At 70.5% G+C, this 24,737-nt stretch carries 23 protein-coding genes; 12 read left to right on the top strand and 11 right to left on the bottom strand.

Going from position 1 to position 24,737, the window contains the following annotated elements:
• Positions 1-449 precede the first annotated feature (449 nt).
• Positions 450-1,037: an RNA polymerase sigma factor gene (locus tag ACZ6ZP_RS33050; RefSeq protein ID WP_351172858.1), complete on the bottom strand. Its 588-nt coding sequence runs from the start codon at positions 1,035-1,037 to the stop codon at positions 450-452.
• A gap of 118 nt (positions 1,038-1,155) precedes the next feature.
• A complete protein-coding gene (locus ACZ6ZP_RS33045) occupies positions 1,156-2,028 on the bottom strand; it encodes a hypothetical protein (RefSeq protein WP_469409462.1) in 873 nt (290 codons plus the stop codon).
• A 261-nt stretch (positions 2,029-2,289) separates the two neighbouring features.
• Between ACZ6ZP_RS33045 and ACZ6ZP_RS33040 the strand changes: the two genes are divergently transcribed.
• Positions 2,290-5,067 (top strand): FG-GAP-like repeat-containing protein, encoded by a 2,778-nt coding sequence (locus ACZ6ZP_RS33040; RefSeq protein WP_469409460.1) that lies wholly within the window; start codon positions 2,290-2,292, stop codon positions 5,065-5,067.
• 45 nt (positions 5,068-5,112) lie between these two features.
• On the opposite strand, the gene ACZ6ZP_RS33035 is transcribed toward ACZ6ZP_RS33040, so the two are convergent.
• From ACZ6ZP_RS33035 to ACZ6ZP_RS33020, 4 genes are all read right to left on the bottom strand, one after another.
• Positions 5,113-5,988, bottom strand: a complete 876-nt coding sequence (locus ACZ6ZP_RS33035; RefSeq protein ID WP_361468589.1) for a hypothetical protein — start codon at positions 5,986-5,988, stop codon at positions 5,113-5,115.
• Positions 5,989-6,277: 289 nt separating this feature from the next.
• Entirely contained in the window at positions 6,278-6,856 is a 579-nt protein-coding gene (locus ACZ6ZP_RS33030; protein ID WP_351172875.1) for a hypothetical protein, read from the bottom strand.
• A gap of 76 nt (positions 6,857-6,932) precedes the next feature.
• On the bottom strand, positions 6,933-7,439 hold the full coding sequence (locus ACZ6ZP_RS33025) for a hypothetical protein (protein WP_351172847.1): 507 nt from the start codon (positions 7,437-7,439) through the stop codon (positions 6,933-6,935).
• 202 nt (positions 7,440-7,641) lie between these two features.
• A complete protein-coding gene (locus ACZ6ZP_RS33020; protein ID WP_351172844.1) occupies positions 7,642-9,249 on the bottom strand; it encodes a beta-N-acetylhexosaminidase in 1,608 nt (535 codons plus the stop codon).
• A gap of 248 nt (positions 9,250-9,497) precedes the next feature.
• Here ACZ6ZP_RS33020 and ACZ6ZP_RS33015 point away from each other — a divergent pair, with 248 nt between their 5' ends.
• From ACZ6ZP_RS33015 to ACZ6ZP_RS32980, 8 genes are all read left to right on the top strand, one after another.
• Positions 9,498-10,049, top strand: coding sequence for a 2-oxo-4-hydroxy-4-carboxy-5-ureidoimidazoline decarboxylase (locus ACZ6ZP_RS33015; protein ID WP_351172841.1), 552 nt, complete (start codon positions 9,498-9,500; stop codon positions 10,047-10,049).
• A gap of 149 nt (positions 10,050-10,198) precedes the next feature.
• Positions 10,199-10,579 carry a succinate dehydrogenase, cytochrome b556 subunit gene (gene sdhC / locus ACZ6ZP_RS33010; protein WP_351172838.1) on the top strand — a complete coding sequence of 127 codons (381 nt, stop codon included), beginning with the start codon at positions 10,199-10,201 and terminating at the stop codon, positions 10,577-10,579.
• An 8-nt stretch (positions 10,580-10,587) separates the two neighbouring features.
• Entirely contained in the window at positions 10,588-11,070 is a 483-nt protein-coding gene (locus ACZ6ZP_RS33005; RefSeq protein WP_351172835.1) for a succinate dehydrogenase hydrophobic membrane anchor subunit, read from the top strand.
• Positions 11,071-11,086: 16 nt separating this feature from the next.
• Positions 11,087-12,841, top strand: a complete 1,755-nt coding sequence (gene sdhA, locus ACZ6ZP_RS33000) for a succinate dehydrogenase flavoprotein subunit (protein WP_351172832.1) — start codon at positions 11,087-11,089, stop codon at positions 12,839-12,841.
• Positions 12,841-13,611, top strand: coding sequence for a succinate dehydrogenase iron-sulfur subunit (locus ACZ6ZP_RS32995; protein WP_351172829.1), 771 nt, complete (start codon positions 12,841-12,843; stop codon positions 13,609-13,611). The genes sdhA and ACZ6ZP_RS32995 overlap by 1 nt, the downstream gene beginning before the upstream one ends.
• A 171-nt stretch (positions 13,612-13,782) precedes the next feature.
• Entirely contained in the window at positions 13,783-14,430 is a 648-nt protein-coding gene (locus tag ACZ6ZP_RS32990) for a hypothetical protein (RefSeq protein WP_351172826.1), read from the top strand.
• Positions 14,431-14,450: 20 nt separating this feature from the next.
• Positions 14,451-15,500 (top strand): hypothetical protein, encoded by a 1,050-nt coding sequence (locus tag ACZ6ZP_RS32985; RefSeq protein ID WP_351172823.1) that lies wholly within the window; start codon positions 14,451-14,453, stop codon positions 15,498-15,500.
• Positions 15,501-15,720: 220 nt separating this feature from the next.
• Entirely contained in the window at positions 15,721-16,176 is a 456-nt protein-coding gene (locus ACZ6ZP_RS32980; RefSeq protein ID WP_351172814.1) for a VOC family protein, read from the top strand.
• Here ACZ6ZP_RS32980 and ACZ6ZP_RS32975 read toward each other — a convergent pair.
• Positions 16,173-16,625 carry an Lrp/AsnC family transcriptional regulator gene (locus ACZ6ZP_RS32975; RefSeq protein WP_351172812.1) on the bottom strand — a complete coding sequence of 151 codons (453 nt, stop codon included), beginning with the start codon at positions 16,623-16,625 and terminating at the stop codon, positions 16,173-16,175. The two genes, ACZ6ZP_RS32980 and ACZ6ZP_RS32975, sit on opposite strands and share 4 nt — an antisense overlap.
• A gap of 111 nt (positions 16,626-16,736) precedes the next feature.
• On the opposite strand from ACZ6ZP_RS32975, the gene ACZ6ZP_RS32970 reads away from it, so the two are divergent.
• Positions 16,737-17,663 carry an SMP-30/gluconolactonase/LRE family protein gene (locus tag ACZ6ZP_RS32970; protein ID WP_469409453.1) on the top strand — a complete coding sequence of 309 codons (927 nt, stop codon included), beginning with the start codon at positions 16,737-16,739 and terminating at the stop codon, positions 17,661-17,663.
• A gap of 37 nt (positions 17,664-17,700) precedes the next feature.
• On the opposite strand, the gene ACZ6ZP_RS32965 is transcribed toward ACZ6ZP_RS32970, so the two are convergent.
• Positions 17,701-20,142: an MMPL family transporter gene (locus ACZ6ZP_RS32965; RefSeq protein WP_469409613.1), complete on the bottom strand. Its 2,442-nt coding sequence runs from the start codon at positions 20,140-20,142 to the stop codon at positions 17,701-17,703.
• A 171-nt stretch (positions 20,143-20,313) separates the two neighbouring features.
• On the opposite strand from ACZ6ZP_RS32965, the gene ACZ6ZP_RS32960 reads away from it, so the two are divergent.
• On the top strand, positions 20,314-21,048 hold the full coding sequence (locus ACZ6ZP_RS32960) for a response regulator transcription factor (RefSeq protein ID WP_351172806.1): 735 nt from the start codon (positions 20,314-20,316) through the stop codon (positions 21,046-21,048).
• Entirely contained in the window at positions 21,045-22,490 is a 1,446-nt protein-coding gene (locus ACZ6ZP_RS32955; protein WP_383820047.1) for a sensor histidine kinase, read from the top strand. Before ACZ6ZP_RS32960 ends, ACZ6ZP_RS32955 begins: the two co-directional genes overlap by 4 nt.
• A gap of 59 nt (positions 22,491-22,549) precedes the next feature.
• On the opposite strand, the gene ACZ6ZP_RS32950 is transcribed toward ACZ6ZP_RS32955, so the two are convergent.
• From ACZ6ZP_RS32950 to ACZ6ZP_RS32940, 3 genes are all read right to left on the bottom strand, one after another.
• Positions 22,550-22,972, bottom strand: a complete 423-nt coding sequence (locus tag ACZ6ZP_RS32950; RefSeq protein WP_351172800.1) for an ATP-binding protein — start codon at positions 22,970-22,972, stop codon at positions 22,550-22,552.
• A gap of 147 nt (positions 22,973-23,119) precedes the next feature.
• Positions 23,120-24,415, bottom strand: coding sequence for a metallophosphoesterase (locus ACZ6ZP_RS32945; protein WP_469409449.1), 1,296 nt, complete (start codon positions 24,413-24,415; stop codon positions 23,120-23,122).
• A gap of 30 nt (positions 24,416-24,445) precedes the next feature.
• Positions 24,446-24,688 carry an SCO4848 family membrane protein gene (locus ACZ6ZP_RS32940; protein ID WP_160506782.1) on the bottom strand — a complete coding sequence of 81 codons (243 nt, stop codon included), beginning with the start codon at positions 24,686-24,688 and terminating at the stop codon, positions 24,446-24,448.
• Positions 24,689-24,737 lie beyond the last annotated feature (49 nt).

The following is a 24,737-nucleotide window of genomic DNA, read 5'->3' as shown; positions in this document are numbered from 1 at the left end:
ACTGTGGCTGCTCGCGCAGTTCCCCGCGCCCCTAACGGGACGCCCCGTCAGGGGCGCGGGGAACGGCGCGGCCAACCCCCACACACCCGCACCCAAGAACGGACCGAAAGCCGGTAAAGGGGCGCGGGGAACGGCGCGGCCAACCCCCACCCACCCGCACCCGAGAACCAACCGAAAGCCGGCGAAGGGGCGCGAGGAACTGCGCGAGCAACCCCCGCACACCCGCAGCCGGAATCAACGCCAGTCGTCCCGAGGGCGCGGAGCCCCCGCCGAAGTCCCCGCCCGGCGGGCCAGACGGAACGCCGCGACAGCCCTCCGCTGCGCCTCAGCGTCAACCCCCTCGGCCCGCATCGCCTCCGCGAGAAGCGCAGCAAGGGGCTCACCGGAATCCACCCACGGCTCCCGCGGCTCCCGCGGCTCCCCCGCCCCCCGCAGCCCCCGCGGCCCCCTCACCCCGACTCCCCCAACCGCTCCGCAAGCCGCTTGAGCCCCCGGTAAGAAGCAGTCCGCACCGCCCCGGGGCGCTTGCCAAGCACCCGCGCCGCCGCCGACGCGTCCAGGCCGACGACGACCCGCAACAGCACCGCCTCCGCCTGGTCCCGCGGCAGCCCGGCGATCAGCGCGAGGGCCTGGTCCGTGGAGATCGACTCCAGCGCCTGCTCCGACGTGCTGTGCGGCCCGGGAATCTCCAGCATGTCCTGTTCGAGGGCGGACGGCCGCGGCCGGACCTTCTGGCGCCGCAGGTGGTCCAGAGCCCGGTGGCGCGCGATGGTCGCCGTCCAGCCGCGGAACCCCGCCCCGTCGCCGCGGAACCGCCCCAGATCGCGGGCTATCTCCAGCCAAGCCTCGGCCGCGATGTCCTCCGCGGTCTCGCCGTCGCGGCCGACCAGACCCCGCAGATAGCCGATGAGCCCCGGCTGCACCAGGCGGTACGCGGCAGCGAAAGCCGCCTCGTCGCCCTCCTGTGCCCGCGCGACCGCGGCGCCCAGCTCCTCGTCCCGCGCCCGTGCGCGACGGGGTTCCCCTCCTCGGCCCACGCTTTCCCATCCGTACCGATACGACACAGCTCACCGTGTCCATGCCCCCACGCTGAGCTGCGCCAGGCCGCACAGAAATGTCACAGGCGCGGACGGCAGAGGCCTCAGCCCCGAACCCTCAGACCTCGAACAGCGAGCCCCCGCCGACACCCATGCCGAGCGCCCCGGGGTCCAGGACCAGGGACGGGTCGGGGACGTGCGCGGCGACCGGCTTGTCGTAGTCGGACATGCGCATCTCCATCTGCTCGTCGCCCCGCGTCTGCGTCATGCCGACGATGTACGGCTTGTCGCCCGCCGCCAGATAGGCCGTCATGTCGTGCCCGTTGTCCGTCGTGGCGAGCGGGGTGACCTTCTCCCCGTGCCACCGCCGGTCCGGCAGGGCCCGCGCGTCCTCCATGTCGGAGGGCGAGCCGCCGCCCAGCTGCCCCAGCACCTTGTCGAGATCGCACATGTTCGCCGGCGAGGCGACCCCCGAACCCCCTGAGCCTCCCGCGCCCCCTGAGCCTCCCGAGCCTCCCGAGCCTCCCGAGCCTCCCGAGCCTCCCGAGCCCGAACTCCCGCCGCTCTTCGGCAGCTTCAGGTACTTGCCGCGCGCCAGCGCCGTCCGCTCCCTGGCCTGCGCCGCGATCTGCGGCCCGCGCGACACGGCGGCGTCCCGGATCGCGTCGAGCGACTCGTCCGAGAACCGGATGTACGCGTCCCCGCCCCCGACCATGACCAACTCGCCCTGCTGCATGGGCCCCGAGTCGAAGGTGCCCGTGCAGTTGCTCGCGCGGTCCAGGTGCACGGAGACCTCCCGGTGCCCCTTGGGGGAGTTCATCTCGACCCCGATGCGCAGCGAATCGGCTTCCCTGAGCAGCCCCATGGCCTCCGCGGCGAGCCGCCCGCCCCGCACCTCGTCGGCCGGCTTCGCCGGTGCCTTCGGCGTCCGCTCGACCAGCCCCTCGTAGACCTTCCCCCCGCCACCACCGCAGGACGCGAGCGCTCCCATCACGAGACAGCAGGCGACTCCCCGCGCCCACCGGCGTCTCTTCCCCACCACAGAAACCACGTCCCCCACCCGCACTCGTCCGCACTCCTCGTTCACAGCTGTCACGTGGTCCAGCGCAATGCTCAGTGCATATGTCACACCCCGGGAGTGCGGGATACGTCACGTCACATTTCGCCCACCGCCGTACAACCGTTTTCGTCGGCAGGCAGTCGTACGGACTCGCTTTGGTCAACCCGGTTGAACCGGCAATTCCGCTAAGGGGTGGGGCATTTGAGCCCGCGCAAACCGCGCGAAGCAGCGCGAACCACGCACGCGTACCGGCCGCTGAGTCTCAAGCGCAGGGCGTGGCTGACCATCGGGGCCGTCGTCCTTGGCGGCGCGGGGGCCGTCACGTACGCGATGGCGGACTCCTCGACCGGCGATCAGCCGGGCGACGTCGCACGCGGCAAGCGGCCGGTGAGCGTGCACGACATCGCGCTCAAGGCCGACGGCGCCAAGGAGAGGGAGCTGCCGCGCACGTCGACGGAGCAGTTCTCGCTGCTCGGCGTCTCGTGGACCGGCGTGACGAAGGAGCTCGAGGGCACGGCCCAGGTCCGTACGCGTTCCGTCGAGAGCGCCGAGTGGACGGGCTGGCAGCACCTGGACCTGGAGCTGCACCTGCCCGAGAAGGCCGAGGCGGGCATGCGGGCCGCGTCCGAGCCGCTGTGGGTCGGCCCGTCGGACGGCGTGGAGGTCCGCGTGGTCGCGGCGGACGGCACCACAAGTGCCGCACTGCCCAAGGGACTTGAGGTCAATCTCGTGGACCCGGGCGTGACCGCCAAGGAGGCGAAGAACCCGGCGCTCGACGGTTCGGCGATGGCGCCCGTGGCGTACGCCGACGAGACCGTGCCGCCGAACTCGCCCGAGCCGAGCGAGCCGGCGTCGCCCGTACCGTCGGAGGCCCCCTCGGAGGCCCCTTCGGAGGCGCCCACGTCGCCGGAGCCCACCGACCCGGGCACCGAGCCGCCCGCGTCCCCCACCCCGTCGGACCCCGCGTCCCCCGACCCGGAGCCCACAGTTCCGCCGGCGCCGGAGTCCACCGTCACCAAGCCGCCGATGATCAGCAGGGCGGCGTGGGGCGCGGACGAGTCGCAGGTCGAGGACCCGCCGGAGTACATAGACAAGGTCAAGGCGGTCTTCGTCCACCACACGGTCGGCACGAACGACTACAGCTGCGCCCAGTCGGCGGCCCTGGTCCGCGGCGTCATGACGTACCACGTGGAGACCGAGGGCTGGAACGACCTCGGCTACAACTTCCTCGTGGACAAGTGCGGCCAGGTCTTCGAGGGCCGCGGCGGTGGCACCGACCTGCCGGTGCGCGGCGCGCACACGTACGGCTTCAACGGCGAGTCCGCGGGCATCGCGGTCCTCGGCGACTTCGAGGGCAACGAGAACCCGGCCCCGGGCGAGACGTACAAGAAGGCGGGCAAGCCGACGCGCGCCGCCCTGGAGTCGGTCTCCCGGGTCGCGGCCTGGAAGCTGGGCCAGTACGGGGGCGACCCGCAGGGCAAGGCCACGCTGACGGCGGCCGACGACACGGGCGTGTGGAAGAAGGGCGACACCCCGTCGCTCAACACGATCTCGGGCCACCGGGACGGCTTCGCGACCCTCTGCCCCGGCAAGAACCTGTACTCCAAGCTCGGCGAGATCCGCCGCTACGCGGCAAGCGCGGGCCGCAACTCGGCGATCCCCACCACCGACCTCAACAGGGACGGCATCACGGACCTGGTGGCGGGCACGCCGAAGGCCTCGGGCGGCGTCGGCACCCTGACGATCGTCCCCGGCGGCCTGGACGGCCCGGTGGCCGGTTCCAAGAAGACCCTCACCCAGTCGAGCCCCGGAGTCCCCGGCGCCTCAGAGGCGGGCGACAACTGGGCGGCGGCCACGGCCTGGGGCGACATCAACGGCGACGGCCACGCGGACCTGGCGATCGGCGCCCCCGGCGAGGACGACGCCACGAACAAGGACCGCGGCGCGGTCACGATCCTCTACGGTCCGGCCTTCGACTCCGGCACGGACATGCAGCTGGGGGACGACTTCCACTACCCGGGCGCCAAGTTCGGCTCGGCCGTGACGGTCGGCGACTTCAACGCGGACGGCAAGGCGGACGTCTTCGCGGCGGCCACCGGCACCGGCGGCAGCTGGGCGGCGCGCTTCAAGGCGGGCATCGAGGTGGGCGGCGACCTCACGTCGGGCGACGGAGCCATCTCGTACGCCGATGCGGCGTCCGGCGACTTCAACCGTGACGGCTACGCGGACGTGGCCCTGAACTACCGCGACCAGTCGGGCGTCGGCCGCGTCCAGTGGTTCAAGGGCACCAAGACGGGCCTGAGCAGGGTCGGTTCGCTGACGGTCAAGGGCGGCCGCTCGCTGGCCGTGGGCGACGTGAACGGCAACGGCTACGACGACCTGGTCATCGGCCAGCCGTACACGGCGGAGTCGGGCGCGTTCGCGGGCGGCCAGGTGACGGTGGTCCCGGGCACGTCGACGGGCTTCACGACGACCGGCATGAAGACGGTCCACCAGGACACGTCCGGAGTCCCGGGCGCCGCCGAGTCGGGCGACGCGATGGGCTGGTCGGTCTCGGCGGGCGACTTCAACCTGGACGGTTACGCGGACGTCCTGGCGGGCGCCCCGAACGAGGACATCACGCGTTCCGGTGCGGCAAGGAAGGACGCGGGCACGTCGCTCCTCCTGAAGGGCTCGTCATCGGGCCTGACGGGCACGGGCGCGCAGGCCTTCTCGCAGGACACGGAGGGCATCACGGGCTCCACGGAGTCGGCGGACCGCTTGGGCTCCTCGGTACTCCTGACGGACCTGTCGGGCTACGGCCGCGCGGATCTGGCGATCGGCGTGGACGGAGAGGACGAGGGCAACGGCACGATCCTCCAACTGGACAGCGGAGCATCGGGCGTCTCGACGACGGGCGCCGTGTACTACGGCCGTACGCAGCTGGGAACTCCGGCGGCGGCTCACTTGGGCCAACTGCTGACGCCGTAACGGCGGACGGTCCCCGAAACGGTCCTACGCGCCGTGCTGCTCCCCTCAGGTCTGGGGAGCGGCACGGCGCTCGCCGTATGCCGCCCCAGGCCCGCCGCCCCGCCGCAGGGCAGCGCGCACCGCGTCCGCGCCTCGTGCGGCGGTGGCCTCGGGCGGCCCGGCAGTGGTCTCCGCCCGCGCCTGACGGCAGTCGGCGCAGAGGATCTCATCGGCGAGGGGACGGAAGAGACGCGGCTGGACGTGAGCCCCCGCGCACTCCACCATCTGGGAGACGCCCGCGCCTGGAGCGGGCGGTACGTCCAGGGGCGGGACGGTCCGCAACACGTACCGGACGAGTCCGCCGGGGCGGTGAACGGGCGCTCCCCGGCTGGGCAGTTGGCGACGGATCTCGTCCTGTACGCCGTCCACGGTGTGCCCGGCGGCCAGCCACTCCTCGGCGAGGGCCGCCAGTTCGGGCAGTATGCCGCGCGGGACGCGGAGGCGGGGGTCCAGCCGGTGCAGGGCGTCGACGGTTCGGTGGGCGTCCGGGGACGGTTGGAGGGTGTTCCCCACGGGGGTTTGATCTGGAAGACGGCCGACGTCCCGACCGGTCGGGGCGCCGACGGCCGGTACGACGTCCACCGGCGCGACCTGCGGCGATCCCTCGCTGACGCGGGCCGCCTCGTCGCGGCCGAGCGGCACGTTCGACACGAGCTGCCGGGTCCGCCACCGCCCACGCTCGACCTGCTCGCGCCACTCGTGGACGTACCCCTCCTCCTTCAACTGCCGCTTGGCGCGCAGGAAGGCGACCTTGCCGATGCCCGCGCTCTGGGCCGTCTTGGACAGCGAATCGGCGGCGTCGGCGGGGAGGGAGAGCTGCCAGGTCAACAGCCGGACGGCGTCGGAGGAGAGCCGGGGATGGCGGATGATTTCGTTGGGCACCTGAGAGAAGAATCGGGCAGGCGCGATAACATGACGAAGCATTTCGGGTGCTCCATTTCGGGTGTTGCACTCGGGGTGAAGGCCCTCGCCACCGGTTGCAGCCGGGGACGGGGGCCGCCTCGCACGCCATGAAGTGCCGTACGAGGCAGTGGTCGAGGTAACGCTACATGAACTCCCGTACACGCAGGGTCACTTCACACTCCCGCGCCTCGGACCCGGCGATCGTCTTCGGCGGACTCGCCACCACACCCTGTTGATCGCGACAGCGCACCGCCCGCCCCGCGAAGAGCTAGACCCTGCTCCCCCGCTCCCGTCGCGAGACCACCGCCCGCAGGACGCGCCGGCCCTCGATCGACACCTCCAGCGCCTGGCGCAACGCCCCTGCGCCCGCACCCTGGTTGGCCAGCAGTTCCAGGATGCGCACCTGGCGCCGCAGCTCCGCGGCGACCAGCGGTGACATTCCGTCCGTACGGCCCTCGCGCCGCGCGCTCAGGGACGGCGGGCCCGCGCCTGCGTCCGGCGCGGTGTCGAGCAGCCGGTGGATCTGCAGCGCGGCGACCGAGCAGGCGTCGGCCCACTCCCGCAGCTCGGCGGCGGAACGCGTGGAGGGCACGGCGCCGAGCATGCGGTAGGCGAGGGTGATGGCCTCGTCGGCGGTGGAGTCCTCCAGGACGTCGGCACCGCCGAGCCGCGCCCGGACCTCGGCGAGCGCCACGTCCCAGGAACCGCCCTCCGCGAGGCTGCCCCACAGCGGGCGCAGCACCTCGTCACCGCCGCCGAGAAGCGGCACACACCGGTCGAGGCAGGCGAGACCGCTCGCCGCCAAGCCCCTGGTGTCGGCTTCGGCGATCAGCTCGACCAGACTCAGACTCGGGCCGCCCATGTCGTACGCCTCCCGTTGCGGACAATGCACGTCCCCTACTGCGTGCGGGCCTCCAGGAACGTCACTGCGGCACCACACCGAGGCGGTCGAGGAAGCGGAAGAAGAGCTCCTCCGCCGAGGGTTCCGCCGCGGCGTTCAGTACGTCGAGGAGCGGCCCCGCCGTCACCGTCCTGCCCGACTCCGCCGCCCACGTCACCGCCCGGTCGGCCGCGTCGCGCGGTTCGAGGAAGTAGTCGTCCAGGCTCAGGCCGTCGTCGCCGATGTACCCGGCCATCGCCTCGCGGGCCAGGCACGTCGTCCACACGCCGCTCGCGGGGGCCGCCGCCTCGACGACCACGCAGTCGCTGTCCATGACGTAGCCGAAGAGGGCGGGCGAACCCGTCTCCAGGGCCAGGGTGTTCATGTTGCCGACGTCGCGCGTGCCGTCGCCGCCCGGCACCTCCCACACCTGCCAGCCGTCGTCCCGCCGCACGAGAAGGCTGAGCTCGTCCCGCACCCCCGCCACCGCCGCGAGCTCCACGAGCGGCCGTTCGCTCCTGCCCACGACGTAATAACCCCAGTAGCCCATGCTCTCGTCCCCCCGTGGGTCGACTCTGCTCAACTGCGCTCGACGGCTGCGATCGGCTTTGGCCGAATACACCACAGACGTAGGCAAGTTCGCCACCAAAAAGCAGAAAACGGATCTCGCGGACCTCTCCGGCGCGGGACCCGCCCCACGGCCTGCCTCATGGCCTGCCTCCCGGCCCGCCCCACGACCCCCGCCCCACGGCCTACCCCACCTGATCGGCCAGCTTCACGAACTCGTCCCAGGACAGGCCCGGCTTCCGCGCGTCCCACAGCTTCTGGACCGTCGCCCGCAGCGGCATCCGGATTCCCCGCGCCACCTGCTCCTGCGTCTGCGAACCCGCCAGGTCGCACCAGACGGCGAAGGAGCCGCCGAGGATCTGGTCGTCGTACTCGGCGCTCACCGGCTTCGTCCCGCGGATCACCAGCGGCGTCCACTGCTCGTAGATCCGCTGCCCGGTGGGATAGCGGAAGGTGTTGGGCTGGCCGAGGACGTAGTAGAGGTACTCGTCGTTGTAGTTGACGACCTTCCGCCCGTCCTTCAAATACTCGACCGGCTCCCTCGCCCCGATCTCCTTGCCCGTCCAGTACGCGACTTCGAGGTCCTCGTCCGCCTTCTCCACCCCGCCGCGGAAGAAGCCGTCGTTCCAGGCCCTGAGCCCGCGCTCGTAGGGGCGCATGGTCTCGGCCCGGTCGTTGAGCCAGCCGGTCGCGAGGTCCTGGACGCGGGCGCCGGAGCCGTACTTCTCGCGGGCGGCGGACGCCAGCTGCGGGTAGCTGGCCTCGGGGTCGCTGACCGTGAGGGCGCGGTACTCGTCGGCGCCGAGGTGCCAGAAGCGCCCCGGGAAGAGATCCGCGTACTCCTCCAGGAGATCGTCGACGATCTCCGCCGCCTGCGGCTTGGAGATGTCGACCGCGCCGCGCGCGGCGACGCCACGGGTGTCGCGGAGCTGGAGCGAGGGGTGCGCGGCGATGACCGCGCCGAGGTGGCCCGGCGAGTCGATCTCGGGCACGACCGTGATGTGGCGGCCGGCCGCGAGCTTGAGGATGCGGCGGACCTGCGCCTTGCTGAGGTGGTCGCGCGAGACGATCTCGGGGTGCGACTTCGACTCGATGCGGAAGGCCTGGTCGTCGGAGAAGTGCAGGCCCATCTCGTTGTACTTGAGGTCGCCGAGCTCGCGGATGCGGTCCTCGATCCACTTGGCGTCGAAGTGCTTGCGCGCGATGTCGATCATGAAGCCGCGCCGGGGCTTGGCGGGCCGGTCGCGCACGACGCCTTCGGGCGCGGCCTTGCCGCCGCGCACCTCCTGCTTCAGGGTGCGGGTCCCGTAGAAGACGCCGGACTCCTCGGGGGCGGTGATCTTCACCCGCTGCCCCTTCACGGAGAGGGAGTACGACTCGTCCCTGCCGTCGGACGTGCCGGACGCCTTGGACTCCTCCGGGGTGAGCGCGAGCTGCACGTCGCCCTCGCGGGGGTCGGCGTCACCGGCGTACTTGAGCTTCAGCTCCCCGGCGAGCAGCTTGCCCTCGTCGGCGAGGTCGCCGTCGGAGACGACCACGCGCCCGCCGTCCTTCGGCTTCCATCCCGGGCCGCGGGCCGCCTTGTGCTCGCGTACGGCGGGGATGGTGGAGGGGGCCTTGGAGAGGGGGTACGACTTCGTGGGCGAGGGGGTCGGGGAGACCGCGGACTTGTTGTCGGAGGGGGGATCGGCGGGCGCGCCGCCGTTCCCGCCGTCGGGCCAGACGGCCACGGTGAGGGCGACGGCTCCGGCGGCGACTGCTGCGGCCGCGATGGCGACGGGGCGGGGGATCATCCAGGGTCTCCTGCCGGGTAGACGGGTGGGTGGGCAGGAGAAATCCGCCGCGCGGCGGCGGCACGAAGAACCCCCCACCGGGCGGCACAGGCGGCAGTCATCCGCCCACGGTAGAGCGGGGCCCGAGGCCACCCCGTCCACCACGCGAAGCGAAACTCTCCCATCCGGGTGAAATTCACGCATCCGTCAGACAGTCCCCACCAAGCCTCGCTAGCGTTACGACAAATCCCCCCACGCGTCCCTCGTCGATGCCCCCTGCCCAGGAGCCCCCGCTGCCCCCGCACAGTTCACCGAGACCCCCGGCGGAGCCGAACCGCACCCCGGAGCAACTGAACACCGCAGAGCCCGGCGCGGCCGAAGCCGCCTTTCTCACCTGCTGCGGCAGCCACCTCTGGGCCCGCAGGCTCGTCGCCCACCGGCCGTATCCCGACCTGGACGCCCTGCTCGCCGCGTCCGACGAAGCGGCGTACGACCTGCCGCTCGCGGACCTCGCCGAGGCTCTGGCCTGCGAACCTCTGCGTCCGGTCATCCCCCGGCAGGGGACCTACAGCGCCGCGGACACCGCCCTGCAAGCCGCGCACGCCGCGTACGAGAGCCGCTTCGGTCACGTCTTCGTGATCTGCCTGGACGACGTCCCGCCGAGCCAGGCGCTGAACCATCTGCTCGCCGGAATCCGGGCCCGTCTGGCCAACGACCCGGAGGAAGAGCGGGTCCTTGCGGCCGAGGAACTGAGGAAGCTCGCACGCGGGCGACTCACCCGACTCGTGCACGACCTGAATAGCCCGTACGTGCCTGTTTGATTGCCTGTTTGATCACACCTGGCTACCCCGCGCGAGCGAACCGACAACTCGTCGATACGATGACGAGCGGCCGGTGGACCGTACCCGGCCGGGCCCGTCCGACCACCCAAGCCGGCTGGCCCCAATCCCCGCTCCCGGAGGGTTCTGCCGTGCCGGCTGGAACGCTGTACCGCGGCCGGGAAGGAATGTGGTCCTGGGTGGCTCACCGAGTCACCGGCGTCCTCATCTTCTTCTTCCTGTTCGTGCATGTGCTGGACACCGCTCTCGTCCGCGTCTCCCCGGAGGCGTACGACGATGTCGTCAGCACCTACAAGACCCCCCTCGTCGCACTCCTTGAGTACGGCCTGGTCGCCGCCATCCTCTTCCACGCCCTGAACGGCCTGCGTGTCATCGCCGTCGACTTCTGGTCCAAGGGCCCGCGCTTCCAGAAGCAGATGCTCTGGACCGTCATGGGTATCTGGGTCGTCCTGATGGTGGGGGCGCTCTACCCGGTCCTCGGCCACGCCGTCCGCGAAGTCTTCGGGAGCTGACGCCAGACATGTCCGACACCACGCTCGACAAAGCCGGAGTGGGTCCCGTCGAAGGCGCCTCGCTCTACGACGTCGACAACCCGGCTCCCCTCATCGAGGCGCCGCGCAAGCGCACCTCCAAGACCCCGCGCTCGACCCGCGGCAACTTCGAGATGGCCGCATGGCTCTTCATGCGCCTGTCCGGCGTCGTCCTGGTCGTCCTGGTCCTCGGCCACCTGCTGATCCAGCTGGTGCTCGACGGCGGCGTGAGCAAGATCGGCTTCGCCTTCGTCGCCGGTCGCTGGGCCTCGCCGTTCTGGCAGGTCTGGGATCTGCTGATGCTGTGGCTCGCGATGCTGCACGGGGCCAACGGCCTGCGCACGGTCATCAACGACTACGCGGAGCGCGCCAACACGCGCCTGTGGCTCAAGGGCCTGCTGTACACCGCCACGGTGTTCACCATCCTTCTGGGCACGCTGGTGATCTTCACCTTCGACCCGAACATCCGCTAAAGCCGAGGCGAACCCAGTGAAGATTCACAAGTACGACACCGTCATCGTCGGCGCCGGTGGCGCGGGCATGCGCGCGGCCATCGAGGCGACGAAGCGCAGCCGCACCGCGGTCCTGACGAAGCTCTACCCCACCCGCTCCCACACGGGCGCGGCGCAGGGCGGCATGGCCGCCGCGCTCGCCAACGTGGAGGAGGACAACTGGGAGTGGCACACCTTCGACACGATCAAGGGCGGCGACTACCTGGTCGACCAGGACGCCGCCGAGATCCTGGCGAAGGAGGCCATCGACGCGGTCCTCGACCTGGAGAAGATGGGCCTGCCCTTCGGCCGTACGCCCGCCGGTGAGATCGACCAGCGCCGTTTCGGCGGTCACTCCCGCAACCACGGCGAGGCTCCTGTCCGCCGTGCCTGCTACTCGGGCGACCGCACCGGCCACATGATCCTCCAGACGCTCTACCAGAACTGCATCAAGGAGGGCGTGGAGTTCTTCAACGAGTTCTACGTCCTCGACCAGCTCCTGGTGGAGGTCGACGGCGTCAAGAAGAGCGCGGGCGTCGTCGCCTACGAACTGGCGACCGGCGAGATCCACCTCTTCCAGGCGAAGTCCGTGGTCTACGCGTCGGGCGGCACCGGCAAGTTCTTCAAGGTGACGTCGAACGCGCACACGCTGACGGGTGACGGCCAGGCGGCCTGCTACCGCCGCGGTCTGCCGCTGGAGGACATGGAGTTCTTCCAGTTCCACCCGACCGGCATCTGGCGCATGGGCATCCTTCTCACGGAAGGCGCCCGTGGTGAGGGCGGCATCCTCCGTAACAAGGACGGCGAGCGCTTCATGGAGAAGTACGCGCCGGTCATGAAGGACCTCGCGTCCCGTGACGTCGTCTCGCGCTCCATCTACACGGAGATCCGTGAGGGCCGCGGCTGCGGTCCCGAGGGCGACCACGTCTACCTCGACCTCACGCACCTCCCGCCGGAGCAGCTGGACGCCAAGCTGCCCGACATCACGGAGTTCGCGCGTACGTACCTCGGCATCGAGCCCTACACGGACCCGATCCCGATCCAGCCGACCGCGCACTACGCCATGGGCGGCATCCCGACGAACGTCCAGGGTGAGGTCCTCGCGGACAACACCACGGTCGTCCCGGGCCTGTACGCGGCGGGCGAGGTGGCCTGCGTGTCGGTGCACGGCGCCAACCGTCTGGGCACCAACTCGCTCCTGGACATCAACGTCTTCGGACGTCGTGCGGGCATCGCGGCGGCGGAGTACTCGGCGAAGAACGACTTCATCGAGCTGCCGGAGAACGCCGAGGAGCTCGTCGTCTCCCAGGTCGAGCGCCTGCGCGACGCCACGGGCAACGAGCGGGTCGCCGAGCTCCGCAAGGAGCTGCAGGAGACCATGGACGCCAACGTCATGGTGTTCCGCACGGAGCAGACGATCAAGACGGCGGTGGAGAAGATCGCGGAGCTCCGCGAGCGCTACCTCAACGTCTCGATCCAGGACAAGGGCCGGCGCTTCAACACCGACCTCCTGGAGGCCATCGAGCTGGGCAACCTGCTCGACCTGGCCGAGGTCATGGCGCAGTCGGCCCTGGCCCGCAAGGAGTCCCGCGGCGGTCACTACCGCGAGGACTTCCCGAACCGCGACGACGTCAACTTCATGCGCCACACCATGGCGTACCGCGAGGTAGGCGACGACGGCGCCGAGTCGATCCGGCTCGACTACAAGCCGGTCGTGCAGACCCGCTACCAGCCGATGGAGCGTAAGTACTGATGGCAACCCCGACCCTCGACAAGGAAGACGCCAAGCCCGAGGCCGGCTTCGCCGACTCCCCGTACATCACGGCCACCTTCCGCATCCGCCGCTTCAACCCCGAGGTCTCGGCGGACGCGACGTGGGAAGACTTCCAGGTGGAGATCGACCCCAAGGAGCGTGTCCTCGACGCCCTCCACAAGATCAAGTGGGAGCTTGACGGGTCGCTGACCTTCCGCCGCTCCTGCGCCCACGGCATCTGCGGCTCGGATGCCATGCGCATCAACGGCCGCAACCGCCTGGCCTGCAAGACCCTGATCAAGGACCTCAACCCGTCCAAGCCGATCACGGTCGAGGCGATCAAGGGTCTGACGGTCCTGAAGGACCTGGTCGTCGACATGGACCCGTTCTTCCAGGCGTACCGCGACGTCATGCCGTTCCTGGTCACCACCGGCAACGAGCCGACGCGCGAGCGCCTGCAGTCGCCGGAGGACCGCGAGCGGTTCGACGACACGACGAAGTGCATCCTGTGCGCGGCGTGCACGTCGTCGTGCCCGGTCTTCTGGAACGACGGCCAGTACTTCGGCCCCGCGGCGATCGTGAACGCCCACCGCTTCATCTTCGACTCGCGTGACGAGGCGGGCGAGCAGCGCCTGGAGATCCTGAACGACAAGGACGGCGTGTGGCGTTGCCGCACGACGTTCAACTGCACGGACGCGTGCCCGCGTGGCATCGAGGTCACGAAGGCGATCCAGGAAGTGAAGCGCGCGCTGATCACGCGTCGCTTCTGATTTCTTCTCTGCCCGTACGTTGACGTGGGCCCCGCTCCTTCGAGGAGCGGGGCCCACGTGCGTCCTCAGCGGCCCCACAGATAGCGTGTATTCGCTTGTGCCACCCCACACACACCACCACCACGTACACGCATCACCCATCAACAACTCCACCCCACGGGAGAGTCCAGAGTGAACCGCTCCATCCGTCTCATGACGGCCGCGCTGACCGCGTCCGCGGCCCTGCTGTTGACCGCGTGTGGATCGGGGGGCGGTGACAAGGACTCCTCGGACAAGATCGAGGGCGCGGGTGACGGCGGCTCGAAGGCATCCGCGAGCGCGTCGGCGAAGCCGGGCGGGGCGAAGCGGCCGGAGGTGGAGCTGCCGGGTTCGTTCAAGGCCGACTTCGCCGGGTGGCGGAACAGCGACCCGAAGAAGCAGGCGATCCTGGACGACGGCAAGGAGCGCCTGAAGGCGGAGTACCTGGCCATCATCGACTCGGACCCGAAGTCCGAGGCGGTGAGCTTCTACAACTCGGAGCAGGCTCTGACGTCGTCAAGGACGTACATCAAGGGTTACGTGGACAACAACCACAACCTGATCGGCAAGGCCAGGGTCTTCAATCCGCAGGTGAGCATCTCCGACACCGGTGGGGGCGTGCTCTTCTACTGCGTGGACGAGAGCAAGGGCTACACCCTGGACCGCAAGACCAAGGAGAAGACGGGCACTCCTGACGACGTGAACCCCGTCCTCCAGTACCGCACGACCTTGAGGAAGACGTCCGAGGGCGTCTGGAGCACCGTTTCGCTCGAGACGGTGCGCGGGGGTTGCGACAAGTGACGAGGGCGCTGAAGAGGTCCTTGCCCGTTCTCACCACTCTGGTGCTCGCCCTCGGCGCCTGGCCGACGGCGGCGCACGCGTTCGGCGAGGACAACGACCATCCGCCCGCAGGCCCCTCCGGCGGCGCCTCCGGGAACTCGCTCACCGCCGGAGCCACGGCCACGAACGTCACGGTCGCGCAGGTCTCGGGCGGGAAGTCGGGCTCGGCCGCCAAGCCGCTCGCCCCCGTGGATCCGAACTGGAAGCCCCCGGCCTGCTGGTACGAGCCCGTGGCGACGTCCGAGGAAGTGAAGGCCGCGACGGACCAGCTCAAGAAGACGCCCAACGAGAACCTGGTACCGGTCACGCCCTCGCTCAGCTGGGGCGAGCAGTTGATGGTGGACACCTTCGAGAAGGGCAAGTCCCCGAGCGACGGCATCAAGGCCTACAAGAACTTCAACCTCGACAAGGACGGCAAGTTCTGGCGCGGCGTCGTCAACCCTGACATGAAGGACGATCCGGAGGCGTACAACTGCCAGGAGATCCTCTTCTGGCAGGACGCCGGAACCCTCCCGAAGATCGCCAACGCGCCCACGCCCAAGGTCCTCGCCTCCTACGCGTACGACAAGATCAAGGTCCCCGACACCAAGGTCGAGCTGAAGCCCGAAGCCAGGTCGACGGTGAATCTGCCCACCTGGGTCTGGCTGGACAAGGGCACCTTCGAGGACGTCAAGGTCCGGGCCGAGCTGCCCGGTACGGGCCTGTGGGCGGAGACCACGGCGAAGCCGGTCGGGCTCCACCTGGAGCCCGGCACGGCGGACGCGCGGACCTTCCCCGCGTCCGGCGACTGCGAGGTCGACGACGACGGCAGCATCGGCACCCCGTACACGAAGGGCTCCTCCAAGGAGGACCCGCCGTGCGGCATCGCGTACCAGCGAGCCACCGGCGGCAAGCCGTTCCAGCTGAAGGCGTCCATCACCTGGGAGATCACCTGGGAGGGCTCCGGCGGCACCGGCGGCGACCTCCCCAACGGAACCTTCGACGGCACGCAGGACGTCGAGGTCCAGGAGATCCAGTCCATCAACCGATAGCACGACTTCGCCGACGACGCGTCGAAAGTAATGAGCGGGCAGAGTCTCGGCTGACCGGCCGGGATGGCACGAGCCCCCGAGAACGTGGCACGTGCCGGGGGGGCGACACGACCCGGCCCGAACGGATCTGTCTGGGCCGTTTGGGCGACGATTGGTCCGAGCGCCCCGCCAGCCACCCACGATGCGGCCGAATCATCACCTGCCGACCTACTCTGACGGAATGTCAGACAACCAGTCGGTCGGCCTGTCCGTTGACCAGTCCGTTCGTCAATCCGGTGAGCAGTCGGCCGAGCTGCTCGGGTTCGACAACGTCCTCTTCCCCGTCGGCGACCTCGAAGAGGCCGTCACCTTCTACGAGCGCGCCGGGTTCCCCGTGGCGCACCGGATCGACGAGATCGGGCTCGCGATCCTGAAGGTGGGCAAGGAGACGCCCGGCATCCTGCTGCGGGTTGAGGAGGGCGTCGAGCACCGGCCATCGGCCTGGGCCACGCCCCGGGTGTGGCTGGAGGTGGGGGACGCCCGGGCCGCCGGGCGGGCGCTGGAGGCCGCCGGGATCAAGGCGCTCGCGCCGCCCTTCTCCGTGGCCACCGGGTGGACCGTCGAAGTCTCCGACCCGTGGGGCAACGTCGTCGGATTCACCGACTACCGCAAGCGGCCGGAGCTGGCGCGGAGTTAGCCGGCGGGGCTGATCCTCGGCGGCACCGGGCGTTCGAAGAACGTCTCCAGCGACACCGTCGCCTGCGTGCCGCTCACCCCCTCGATCGCGTACAGCCGCCGCAGCACGTCCTGGAGCTGCTCCGTGGTCGCCGTGCGGACCTTGACCAGGACGCTCGCCGTGCCCGCGATGACGTGCGCCTCCTGCAGCTCGGGGATCGCGGCGAAGTCCGCCGCCCGGTCCCCCATCCAGGCCGTCGAGTCGACCATGACGAAGGCCAGCACGCCCTGGCCCACGGCCGCCGGGTCCACATCGACCGTCGTGCGCCGGATCACCCCGCGCTCGCGCAGTTTGCGCACCCGCTCGTGGGTCGCGCCCGCCGAAAGACCCACCGCCTTGCCCAGGGTCGCGTACGACTGTGCCGCGTCCTGTTGCAGCAGTGCCAGCAGTTCTCGGTCGGTGTCGTCCATCGCCTGCGCTCCCGCTCTCCGTTCATCCATCCTTGACGTACACCATATCTCGTACTGCAATATCCTCCTGTCACCGAATATCATTCATGCATGCGTCAGACAGGGGTGGTCATGTCTTCCGAGAAAGTGCCTACGTCGTACGAGGTTCTGGACGAGCGCTTCCGCACAGGACGGTGCGCCAACGGGGACGTCAAGCTGGAGGTCCTGTACGACGACTGCCGCTGGGCCGAAGGGCCGCTCTACCTGCCCGCCTGGCGGCAGCTCGTCTGGAGCGACATCCCCAACGACCGGCTGCTGCGCTGGGACGAGACGACCGGCACCGTCGGCGTCTTCCGTACACCCGCCGGGTACGTGAACGGCAACACCCTGGACCGCGAGGGCCGGTTGATCTGCTGCGAGCAGGGCAACCGGCGCGTCACCCGCACCGAGCACGACGGCCGTGTCACGGTCCTCGCCGACCGCTTCGAGGGCAAGCGGTTCAACAGCCCGAACGACGCCGTGGTCCGCTCGGACGGGTCAGTTTGGTTTTCCGACCCTGACTTCGGGATCACCAGCGACTACGAAGGACATCGCGCGACCCCCGAGATCGGCGCCTGCAACGTCTATCGGATCGACCCCGTGACCGGTGACGTGCGGATCGTCGCCGACGGCTTCGACGGGCCGAACGGCCTCGTCTTCTCGCCCGACGAGCGGCAGTTGTACGTCTCGGACTCCCGCGCTGCCGCGATCCGCGCCTTCGACGTGCGCGACGACGGGACCCTCTCGGACGGCGTCGTCTTCGCCGAGTCGAAGACCGGCTTCGACAACATCCGCTTCGACGACGGAGGCCGGCTGTGGGCGGCCGCCTTCCACGACGGGGTGCACTGCTACGACCCCGACGGCACCCTGATCGGCCGGCTCACGGTCCCCGAGCCCGTCGCCAACATCGCCTTCGGCGGGCCGAGGAACAACCGGCTCTTCATCGCGGCGACGACGTCGCTCTATTCGCTGGTGATGTCGGTGACCGGGCTGCCCCGGGTCAGGACGACGTCCCCCTGACCCGGAGCCCGCACCCGAGCCCTCCGGTGCGGGGCGCTCAGTTCACCGTGTCCATCTCGCCCACCGCCAGCTCCACGTCGTACACGAGCGCTTCGTCCGCGACCGCGATGTGCCGCGCGCGGGCCGCGTAGCCGGGGGCCGTGACGGCCAGCGTGTAGGCGCCCGCCGACGGGGCCGCGACGATGTACGAACCGTCGGCGAGGGAGGTGACGCGGTCCAGCTGGCGGCCTCCCTTGGACAAGAGGGTCAGGATCGCGCCCTCCACCGGTTCGCCCTCCGCGGTGCGGATGAAACCGTGCACCACGGAGGCGGCGCCTTCGCCGTCGGACTCCCCCACGCGCGCGCGGGGCACGGTCGCCGTCCCCTCCGGTGCCTCCCGCGGCTCCACCGCCAGGTGCGGGAGGCGCTTCTCCAGGCCCGCGGGCAGCCACCAGTTGGAGCGGCCGAGCAGATGCATGGCGGCCGGGACCAGGGCCGTGCGCAGGATGAACGCGTCCAGGGCGACCGCCGCCGCCAGGCCGATGCCCGCCATCGCGCCCTCCATGTCGCCGCTCAGGACGAACGCGGAGAAGACGCAGATCATGATCAGGGCCGCGCAGTTGATGACCCTGCTGGTCTCGGCGAGGCCCACCCGCACCGCTCGGGCGTTGTCCTTCGTGTGCACCCATTCCTCGTGCATGCGGCTCACCAGGAACACCTGGTAGTCCATCGAGAGCCCGAAGAGCAGCGACAGCATGATGACGGGCAGGAAGGCGGTGATCGGGCCCTCCTTGCCGACGCCGAGAAACTCCGTGCCCCAGCCCCACTGGAAGACGGCCACGAGGACACCGAAGGACGCCGCCGCCGCGATCAGGTTCATCAGGGCGGCCGTCAGCGGCACCACGATCGAGCGGAACGCGATCAGCAGCAGGAGGAAGCCGAGCGCGATGATCGCTCCTACGAAGTAGGGCAGTCGGTCGCCCGTCACCGCGGCGAAGTCCTTGAAGACGGCGGTGACGCCGCCGACGTGGGCCTCGACTCCGGCTTGCGGGATCACGTCTTCCCTTAGCCGGTCGATGAGTTGGTCCGTCTCCTCGGACTGGGGGGACGTGGACGGGACGACGTTGATGACCGAGATGCCCTCCGCGGGCGGGGCCGCCGCCACCCGCGCGACGCCCTCCGTCTCGCGGATGGTCGTCACCAGGGCGGTGGTGTCGGTCTCTTCGGCCACTACTTGGAGCGGGCCGTTGAAGCCCGGACCGAATCCCTCGGCCAGCATGTCGTACGCCTGCCGGGTCGTCGTCGACTCCTGGTGGTTGCCCTGGTCGGTCGCGCCGAGCCGCAAGGAGAGCAGCGGCAGCGCGAGGAAGGCCATCACCACGAAGGCGAGCGCCGCGATCGAGCGAGGACGCTTCTGGACGTACGAGGACCAGCGCGCCGCGAGACCGCTCGCCTCGGCCGGCTCCGGCCCCGTCGCGGCGAGGCGCCGCCGCTGCTTGCGGCTGAGCACCTTGGGGCCGAGCAGCCCGAGGAGCGAGGGCAGCAGGGTGATGGCCGCGAGGACGCTCAGGACCACCGTCAGGGAGGCCGCGATGACCACGCCGTCCAGGAAGCGCATGTTCATCACCAGCATCCCGGCGAGCGCGATGCACACCGTGCCGCCCGCGAAGAGCACCGCGCGGCCCGAGGTGTTCAGGGCCTGCACCGCGGACTCCTCGGGCTCCATGCCGCGCAGGATGCCGCGCCGGTGCCGCGTGACGATGAAGAGCGCGTAGTCGATGCCGACGCCCAGGCCGATCAGCGAGCCGAGCAGCGGGGCCACTTCGGGGATGTCCGTGACGTGGCTGAGCAGCATCGTCGAGAGCATGCCGAGGCCCACTCCGAAGACGGCGATGACGATCGGCAGGGCCATCGCGAAGAGCGAGCCGAAGGCCAGGAAGAGGACGACTGCCGCGGCGGCGATGCCCACCATCTCGGCGATGCCCGTGGGCGGCTCCTGGATGCGGGTGATGGCCTGGCCGCCCAGCTCGACCTGGAGTCCCGCGCGTTCGGCGTCCTGAGCCGTGTCCACGACGTCCTGGACGAGCTCCTTGGGGACCGAGTTCGCCTCCTCGGCGAAGGTCACCTGGGCGTAGGCGATGCGTCCGTCCTCGCTGGTCTGGGCCGCGCCCGCCTCCTTGGACGCGTAGGGGCTCGCGACCTCGCCGACGCCCTTCATGCCGGCGATCTCCTTGAGCGCGGGCTCGATCCGGGAACGTACGTCCTGGTCACGGGCCGAGGCCCCCGCGTCGACGCGCCAGACGACCGTGTCGGTGTCTCCGGAGCTCTCCGGGAACGCCTTCGTCATCAGGTCGTACGCGCGTTTGGAGTCCGTGTCCGGCAGGGAGAACACATTCGAGTAGTCGGTCCCCGCCGAGGTCCCCGCCGCCCCCAGACCGAACAGGGCTCCCACCCACAGCACGAGAACCACCAGACGGTGCCGATAGCACCATCGCGCCAATGCCGCCACGTTCCACTCCTCCTCCGCGTCGCCAGGTCCCCCGGGTCCGTTCCTTCAGGAGCCTCAGCATCGGCGGCGGCGCGCTGCTACGGCTCGGCGCGGCCATGATTCTCAAGGAACTCCAAGGCACGGACCGGGACTTCGTACAACGCCCGAACCGATACTGAGGGCATGAGCCACGCCGAAGGCCAGCAGGGAACAGATGTCGGAGTGCCAGCGGGACCGGGCGCCGGGGCCACCGTCCTGGTCGTGGAGGACGAACCGAGCATCGCCGACGTGCTCGCCATCGCCCTGCGCTACCACCGCTTCGACGTGATGGTGGCGGGCACCGTGCGCGAGGCCCTCGCGCTCACCGAGAGCACCCGGCCCGACGTGGCGCTCCTGGACGTGATGCTGCCGGACGGCGACGGTCGCGCCCTGGCCAGGGAACTGCGCGCCCGGCGGCCCGAGATGGCCCTGCTCTTCCTGACCGCGCGGGACGCGCCCGCCGAGGTCGTGGGCGCGCTCGGCTTCGGTGACGACTACATCACCAAGCCGTTCAACATCGACGAGGTCATCGCCCGGATCGGCGCGGTCCTGCGCCGCACCAGGGCGGGCGACGTCCTGCCCCAGCGCCCGCCGCTGCGCTACGGAGACCTGGAGCTGGACGAGACGACGTACGTGGTGCGCCGCGCGGGCCGCACGGCGCAGCTCACACCCACCGAGTACGCCCTGCTGCGCTTCCTGGTGCGCAACGGCGGCCGCGTGGTGCCCAAGGAGCAGCTCCTGCGCCATGTGTGGCAGTACGACCACCAGGCCGAGTCGACCGTCGTGGAGACCTACATCAGCTATCTGCGGCGCAAGCTGGACGCGCTGGGCCCGCCGGTGATCACGACTCGGCGGGGCGTCGGATACGGCCTCGCATGAGGCGTGCGCACCGCGGCATGAGCTCGCTGCGCGCCAAGCTCACGTGGGTGAACGTGGCTCTCCTTGCCCTCGGCGTCATCGTGGCGACCGGCGTGAGCGTGATGGGCATGCGCCACTATCTGCTCGACAGCGTGGACGCCGAACTGACACAGTCGCGCAGCTCGCTGCTGGACACCGGGCTCACCATGAAGGACATCGAGAGGCTCAGGGAGCTGGGCATCGTGCTCGACAAGCTCTCGCCCGGCGGCAAGGAGCGCGCGAGCGCGCTCCCGCGCGGGGACACGGTGTTCGTGGCGGTGGACGAGCGCGGCGAACCCGTCTCCATCGGCTCGCTCGCCCCGACCCCGCGCCAGCGCGCCCTGGCCGCCGCCGTGGACGACCCCGCGGCGGTCGCCGACGAGTCCGAGCCGCAGGACGTCGACCTGGGCGGCGACGCCCACCGCATGGTGGGCGCGGAGCTCGCCGACGGCACGACGGTCCTGATGGCCGCGGACACGGAGGACGTCGAGTCGGGCATCAAGAAGGCGCTCAAGCTGGACGCCGCCTTCGGAGTGGTCCTGTTGGGGCTGCTCGCCGTCCTGACGATGATCTCCGCGCACCACCGGCTGCGCCCCCTGGAGGACATGGTCGAGACCGCGTCGGCCATCGCCGAGGGCGATCTGACCCGGCGCGTTCCCTCCAGCCGCGCCCCGGCGACGGAGACCGAGCAGTTGCGTCTGGCCCTCAACTCCATGCTCCACCAGGTCGAGACCGCCTTCGAGACCCGCGAGCGCAGCTCGGCGCAGCTGCGCCGCTTCGTCGCCGACGCCTCGCACGAGCTGCGTACGCCCTTGTCGGCGATCCGCGGCTACCTCCAGCTGTACGACAAGGGGATGCTCCGCGATCCGGTGGAGCGCACGCGCGCGTGGAGCCGCGTCATCGCAGAGACCGACCGGATGGGACACCTCGTGGACGAGCTGCTCACCCTGGCCCGCCTGGACCAGCAGCCGGAATTGCGCTTCAGGAACGTCGACTTGAGCCGCCTGGTGCGCGACGCCGCCGACGACCTGCGGGTGCAGGAGCCGGAGCGCCCGCTGACGGTCCGTGCCGACGGGGCGGTGCTGGTGCGCGCTGACGAGTCGGGGCTGCGCCAGGTGCTCGGCAATCTGCTGGGCAACGTACGGGTCCACACGCCCGCCGACGCGGCGGTCACGCTGGGCGTGGAGCGGCAGGACGGGGTGGTGCGGCTGCGTGTCGCGGACGAGGGGCCCGGTCTCGCGGCGGCGGACGCGGCGCGTGTGTTCGACCGGTTCTTCCGTGCGGGCGGGGGCGCGGGCAGCGGGCTCGGGATGGCGATCGTGCAGGGGGTCGTCGTGGCGCACGGCGGCGAGGTGGGGGTGGAGACGGCGCCGGGGGCGGGGCTCACGGTGACGGTCACGTTGCCCGCGCGAAGGGCTGATTGAGGGTGCCGCGCGTGTGCCAGGGGGAGGCTGCGCGTGGGCCACGGCAGAGCTGCCGGCTGTCACGGCAAGGCTGCCTGCCGGGCGTCTCGGCCCCGCACCAGCGCCCAGACCGTCTTCCCGTGCCGTCCCCGCTGCCAGACGCCCCACGCCTCGGCGAGGCCGTCCAGGAGGCGCAGGCCGCGGCCGTTCTCCTCCCAGGGGCCCACTTCCCGCAGCTCGGGCCTGGTCGGGCTCTCGTCGGAGACCTCGATGAAGCAGTCGCCGTCGGCGAGCACCGTGACCGCGACCTCGAACTCCCGCTCCTGGACGTGTCCGTGACAGACGGCGTTCGTCGCCAGCTCCGACACGAGGAGCACGGTGTCCTGGAGCGCCCCGCTCTCCTCCTTGTGCCCCCAGGCGGCGAGATGATCATGAACGCGGAGTCGGGCGAGCGAGACGGATGCCGGGTGCGGCGGCAGCGAGAAAGCCTGACGTCGTAACAACGTTCCCCCTATGGCACACCAAAGCGCCAAGAACCGCACACACTTCCAACACTTAATGCTGCGCAGAGGTAGTGCCCGGTGTCACACCGTCACCTTGTGGCCCGGTTGTATCCAGCCAGGTTCCTACCGCATCGAACCGACACTCGATCAAGCCCGGCGGGAGGCCAGCTCGACGACCGTGATGTCCGACGGCGCCCCGACCCGCACCGGCGGTCCCCACGCACCGGCGCCGCGCGTCACGTACAGCTGCGTGTCGCCGTACCGCTCGAGTCCGGCGAGCGTCGGGTTGGCCAGGTCGGCGATGAAATTGCCTGGCCACAGCTGTCCGCCGTGGGTGTGCCCGGAGAGCTGGAGGTCCACGCCGTGCTTGACGGCGTCGTGGATGACGACCGGCTGATGGGCCAGGAGCACGGAGGCCCGCGAGCGGTCCCGGTCACCCAGCGCCTTGGCGAAGTCGGGCCCGCGCCCCTCGCGCTCGCCCGCCACGTCGTCGACGCCCGCGAGGTCGAAGCCGGGCAGTTCGGTGCGGGCGTTCTCCAGGGGGCGCAGGCCGAGTTCGCGTACGTGATCAACCCACTGCTCGGCTCCGGAGAAGTACTCGTGGTTGCCGGTCACGAAGTACGTGCCGTGCCGCGCGCGGAGCTGCGCGAGCGGGGCGGCGGCCGGCGCGAGGTCCTCGACGCTGCCGTCGACCAGGTCGCCGACGACCGCGATGAGGTCGGGCTGTGTGCCGTTGATCGTGTCGACCACCCGCTGGGTGAAGCCGCGTCCGAGAATCGGCCCCAGGTGGACGTCGCTGACCACGGCGATCCGGAACCCGTGCGCCCCGCGCGGCAGCTTGGCGAGCGGCACGGTGACGCGCTTGACCCGGGGGCCGCGCAGGACACCGTACGTTCCCTGGCCGACCGTTCCGACGGCGACGGCCGCCGCGGTCCCGCCGACGATCCGGGAGACGAAGAGGCGGCGCGAGGGGGCGGCTCGCTCGGTGCGGACTTCTGCGGGGGCGGGGGCGGGGGCTGGGGCGAGGGCCGGGGCTTGCGGGGCGGGGCTCTCCGTGGAGAGGGCCTCCGGAGCGGGGCTCTCCGTCGAGGAGCGCTCCGTAGCGGAGTCCTCCGTAGGGGTGGGATTCGTGCGACGCCTCAAGAAGAAGGGCCGTACGAGCTCCGCCACAAGAAGCGCGAGCACGAGATAGATCGACAGCGCCATCCACATGAAGCCCGGCCAGGCAAGCACCTGCTGGAGCCAGAACGGCGCACCGGTCCGCTCACTGGCGACCGCCGCGAACATCAGCAGCGGTCCCGCCACGAAGACCACGGTGCCCGCGCGCCGGGCGAACCCGGGCCCGGCGGTGGTGTCCCGCACCAGGCGTCGCCACGCGTACCACTGCATGCCGGCGAGGGCCGCGAGCGCGGCGATACCGGCCAGCACGAACAGGATGACCACGGAGCGCGCCCCTCAGGAGTGACTGATCAGCTATGACGTACGGCGCAAGGCACGGACTCCGCGCAACCCGATGGCCCCTACCACCGTCCCCAAGACAAAGGAGGCGACGGCGAGCGTCAGGTGGACCCAGAAGTACGCGGTCGGGTCGCCTGCGTCATCGAAGGCGAGCCCGCTGCCGTCCTTCCACAGGTTCTTGACGAAAGTGATCCAGATGAACCAGCTCCACACGCCGAAGGCGAGCAGGAACCAGGAGACCGGGCGGCTGAGCTTCATGCGTTCAGTATCGCGAGCCTCCTTTCCGGACCGCCGCCGGGGTGGGGAG

This window comes from Streptomyces sp. NPDC054047, assembly GCF_055585065.1.
This window is presented reverse-complemented; position numbering and strand designations above follow the sequence as displayed.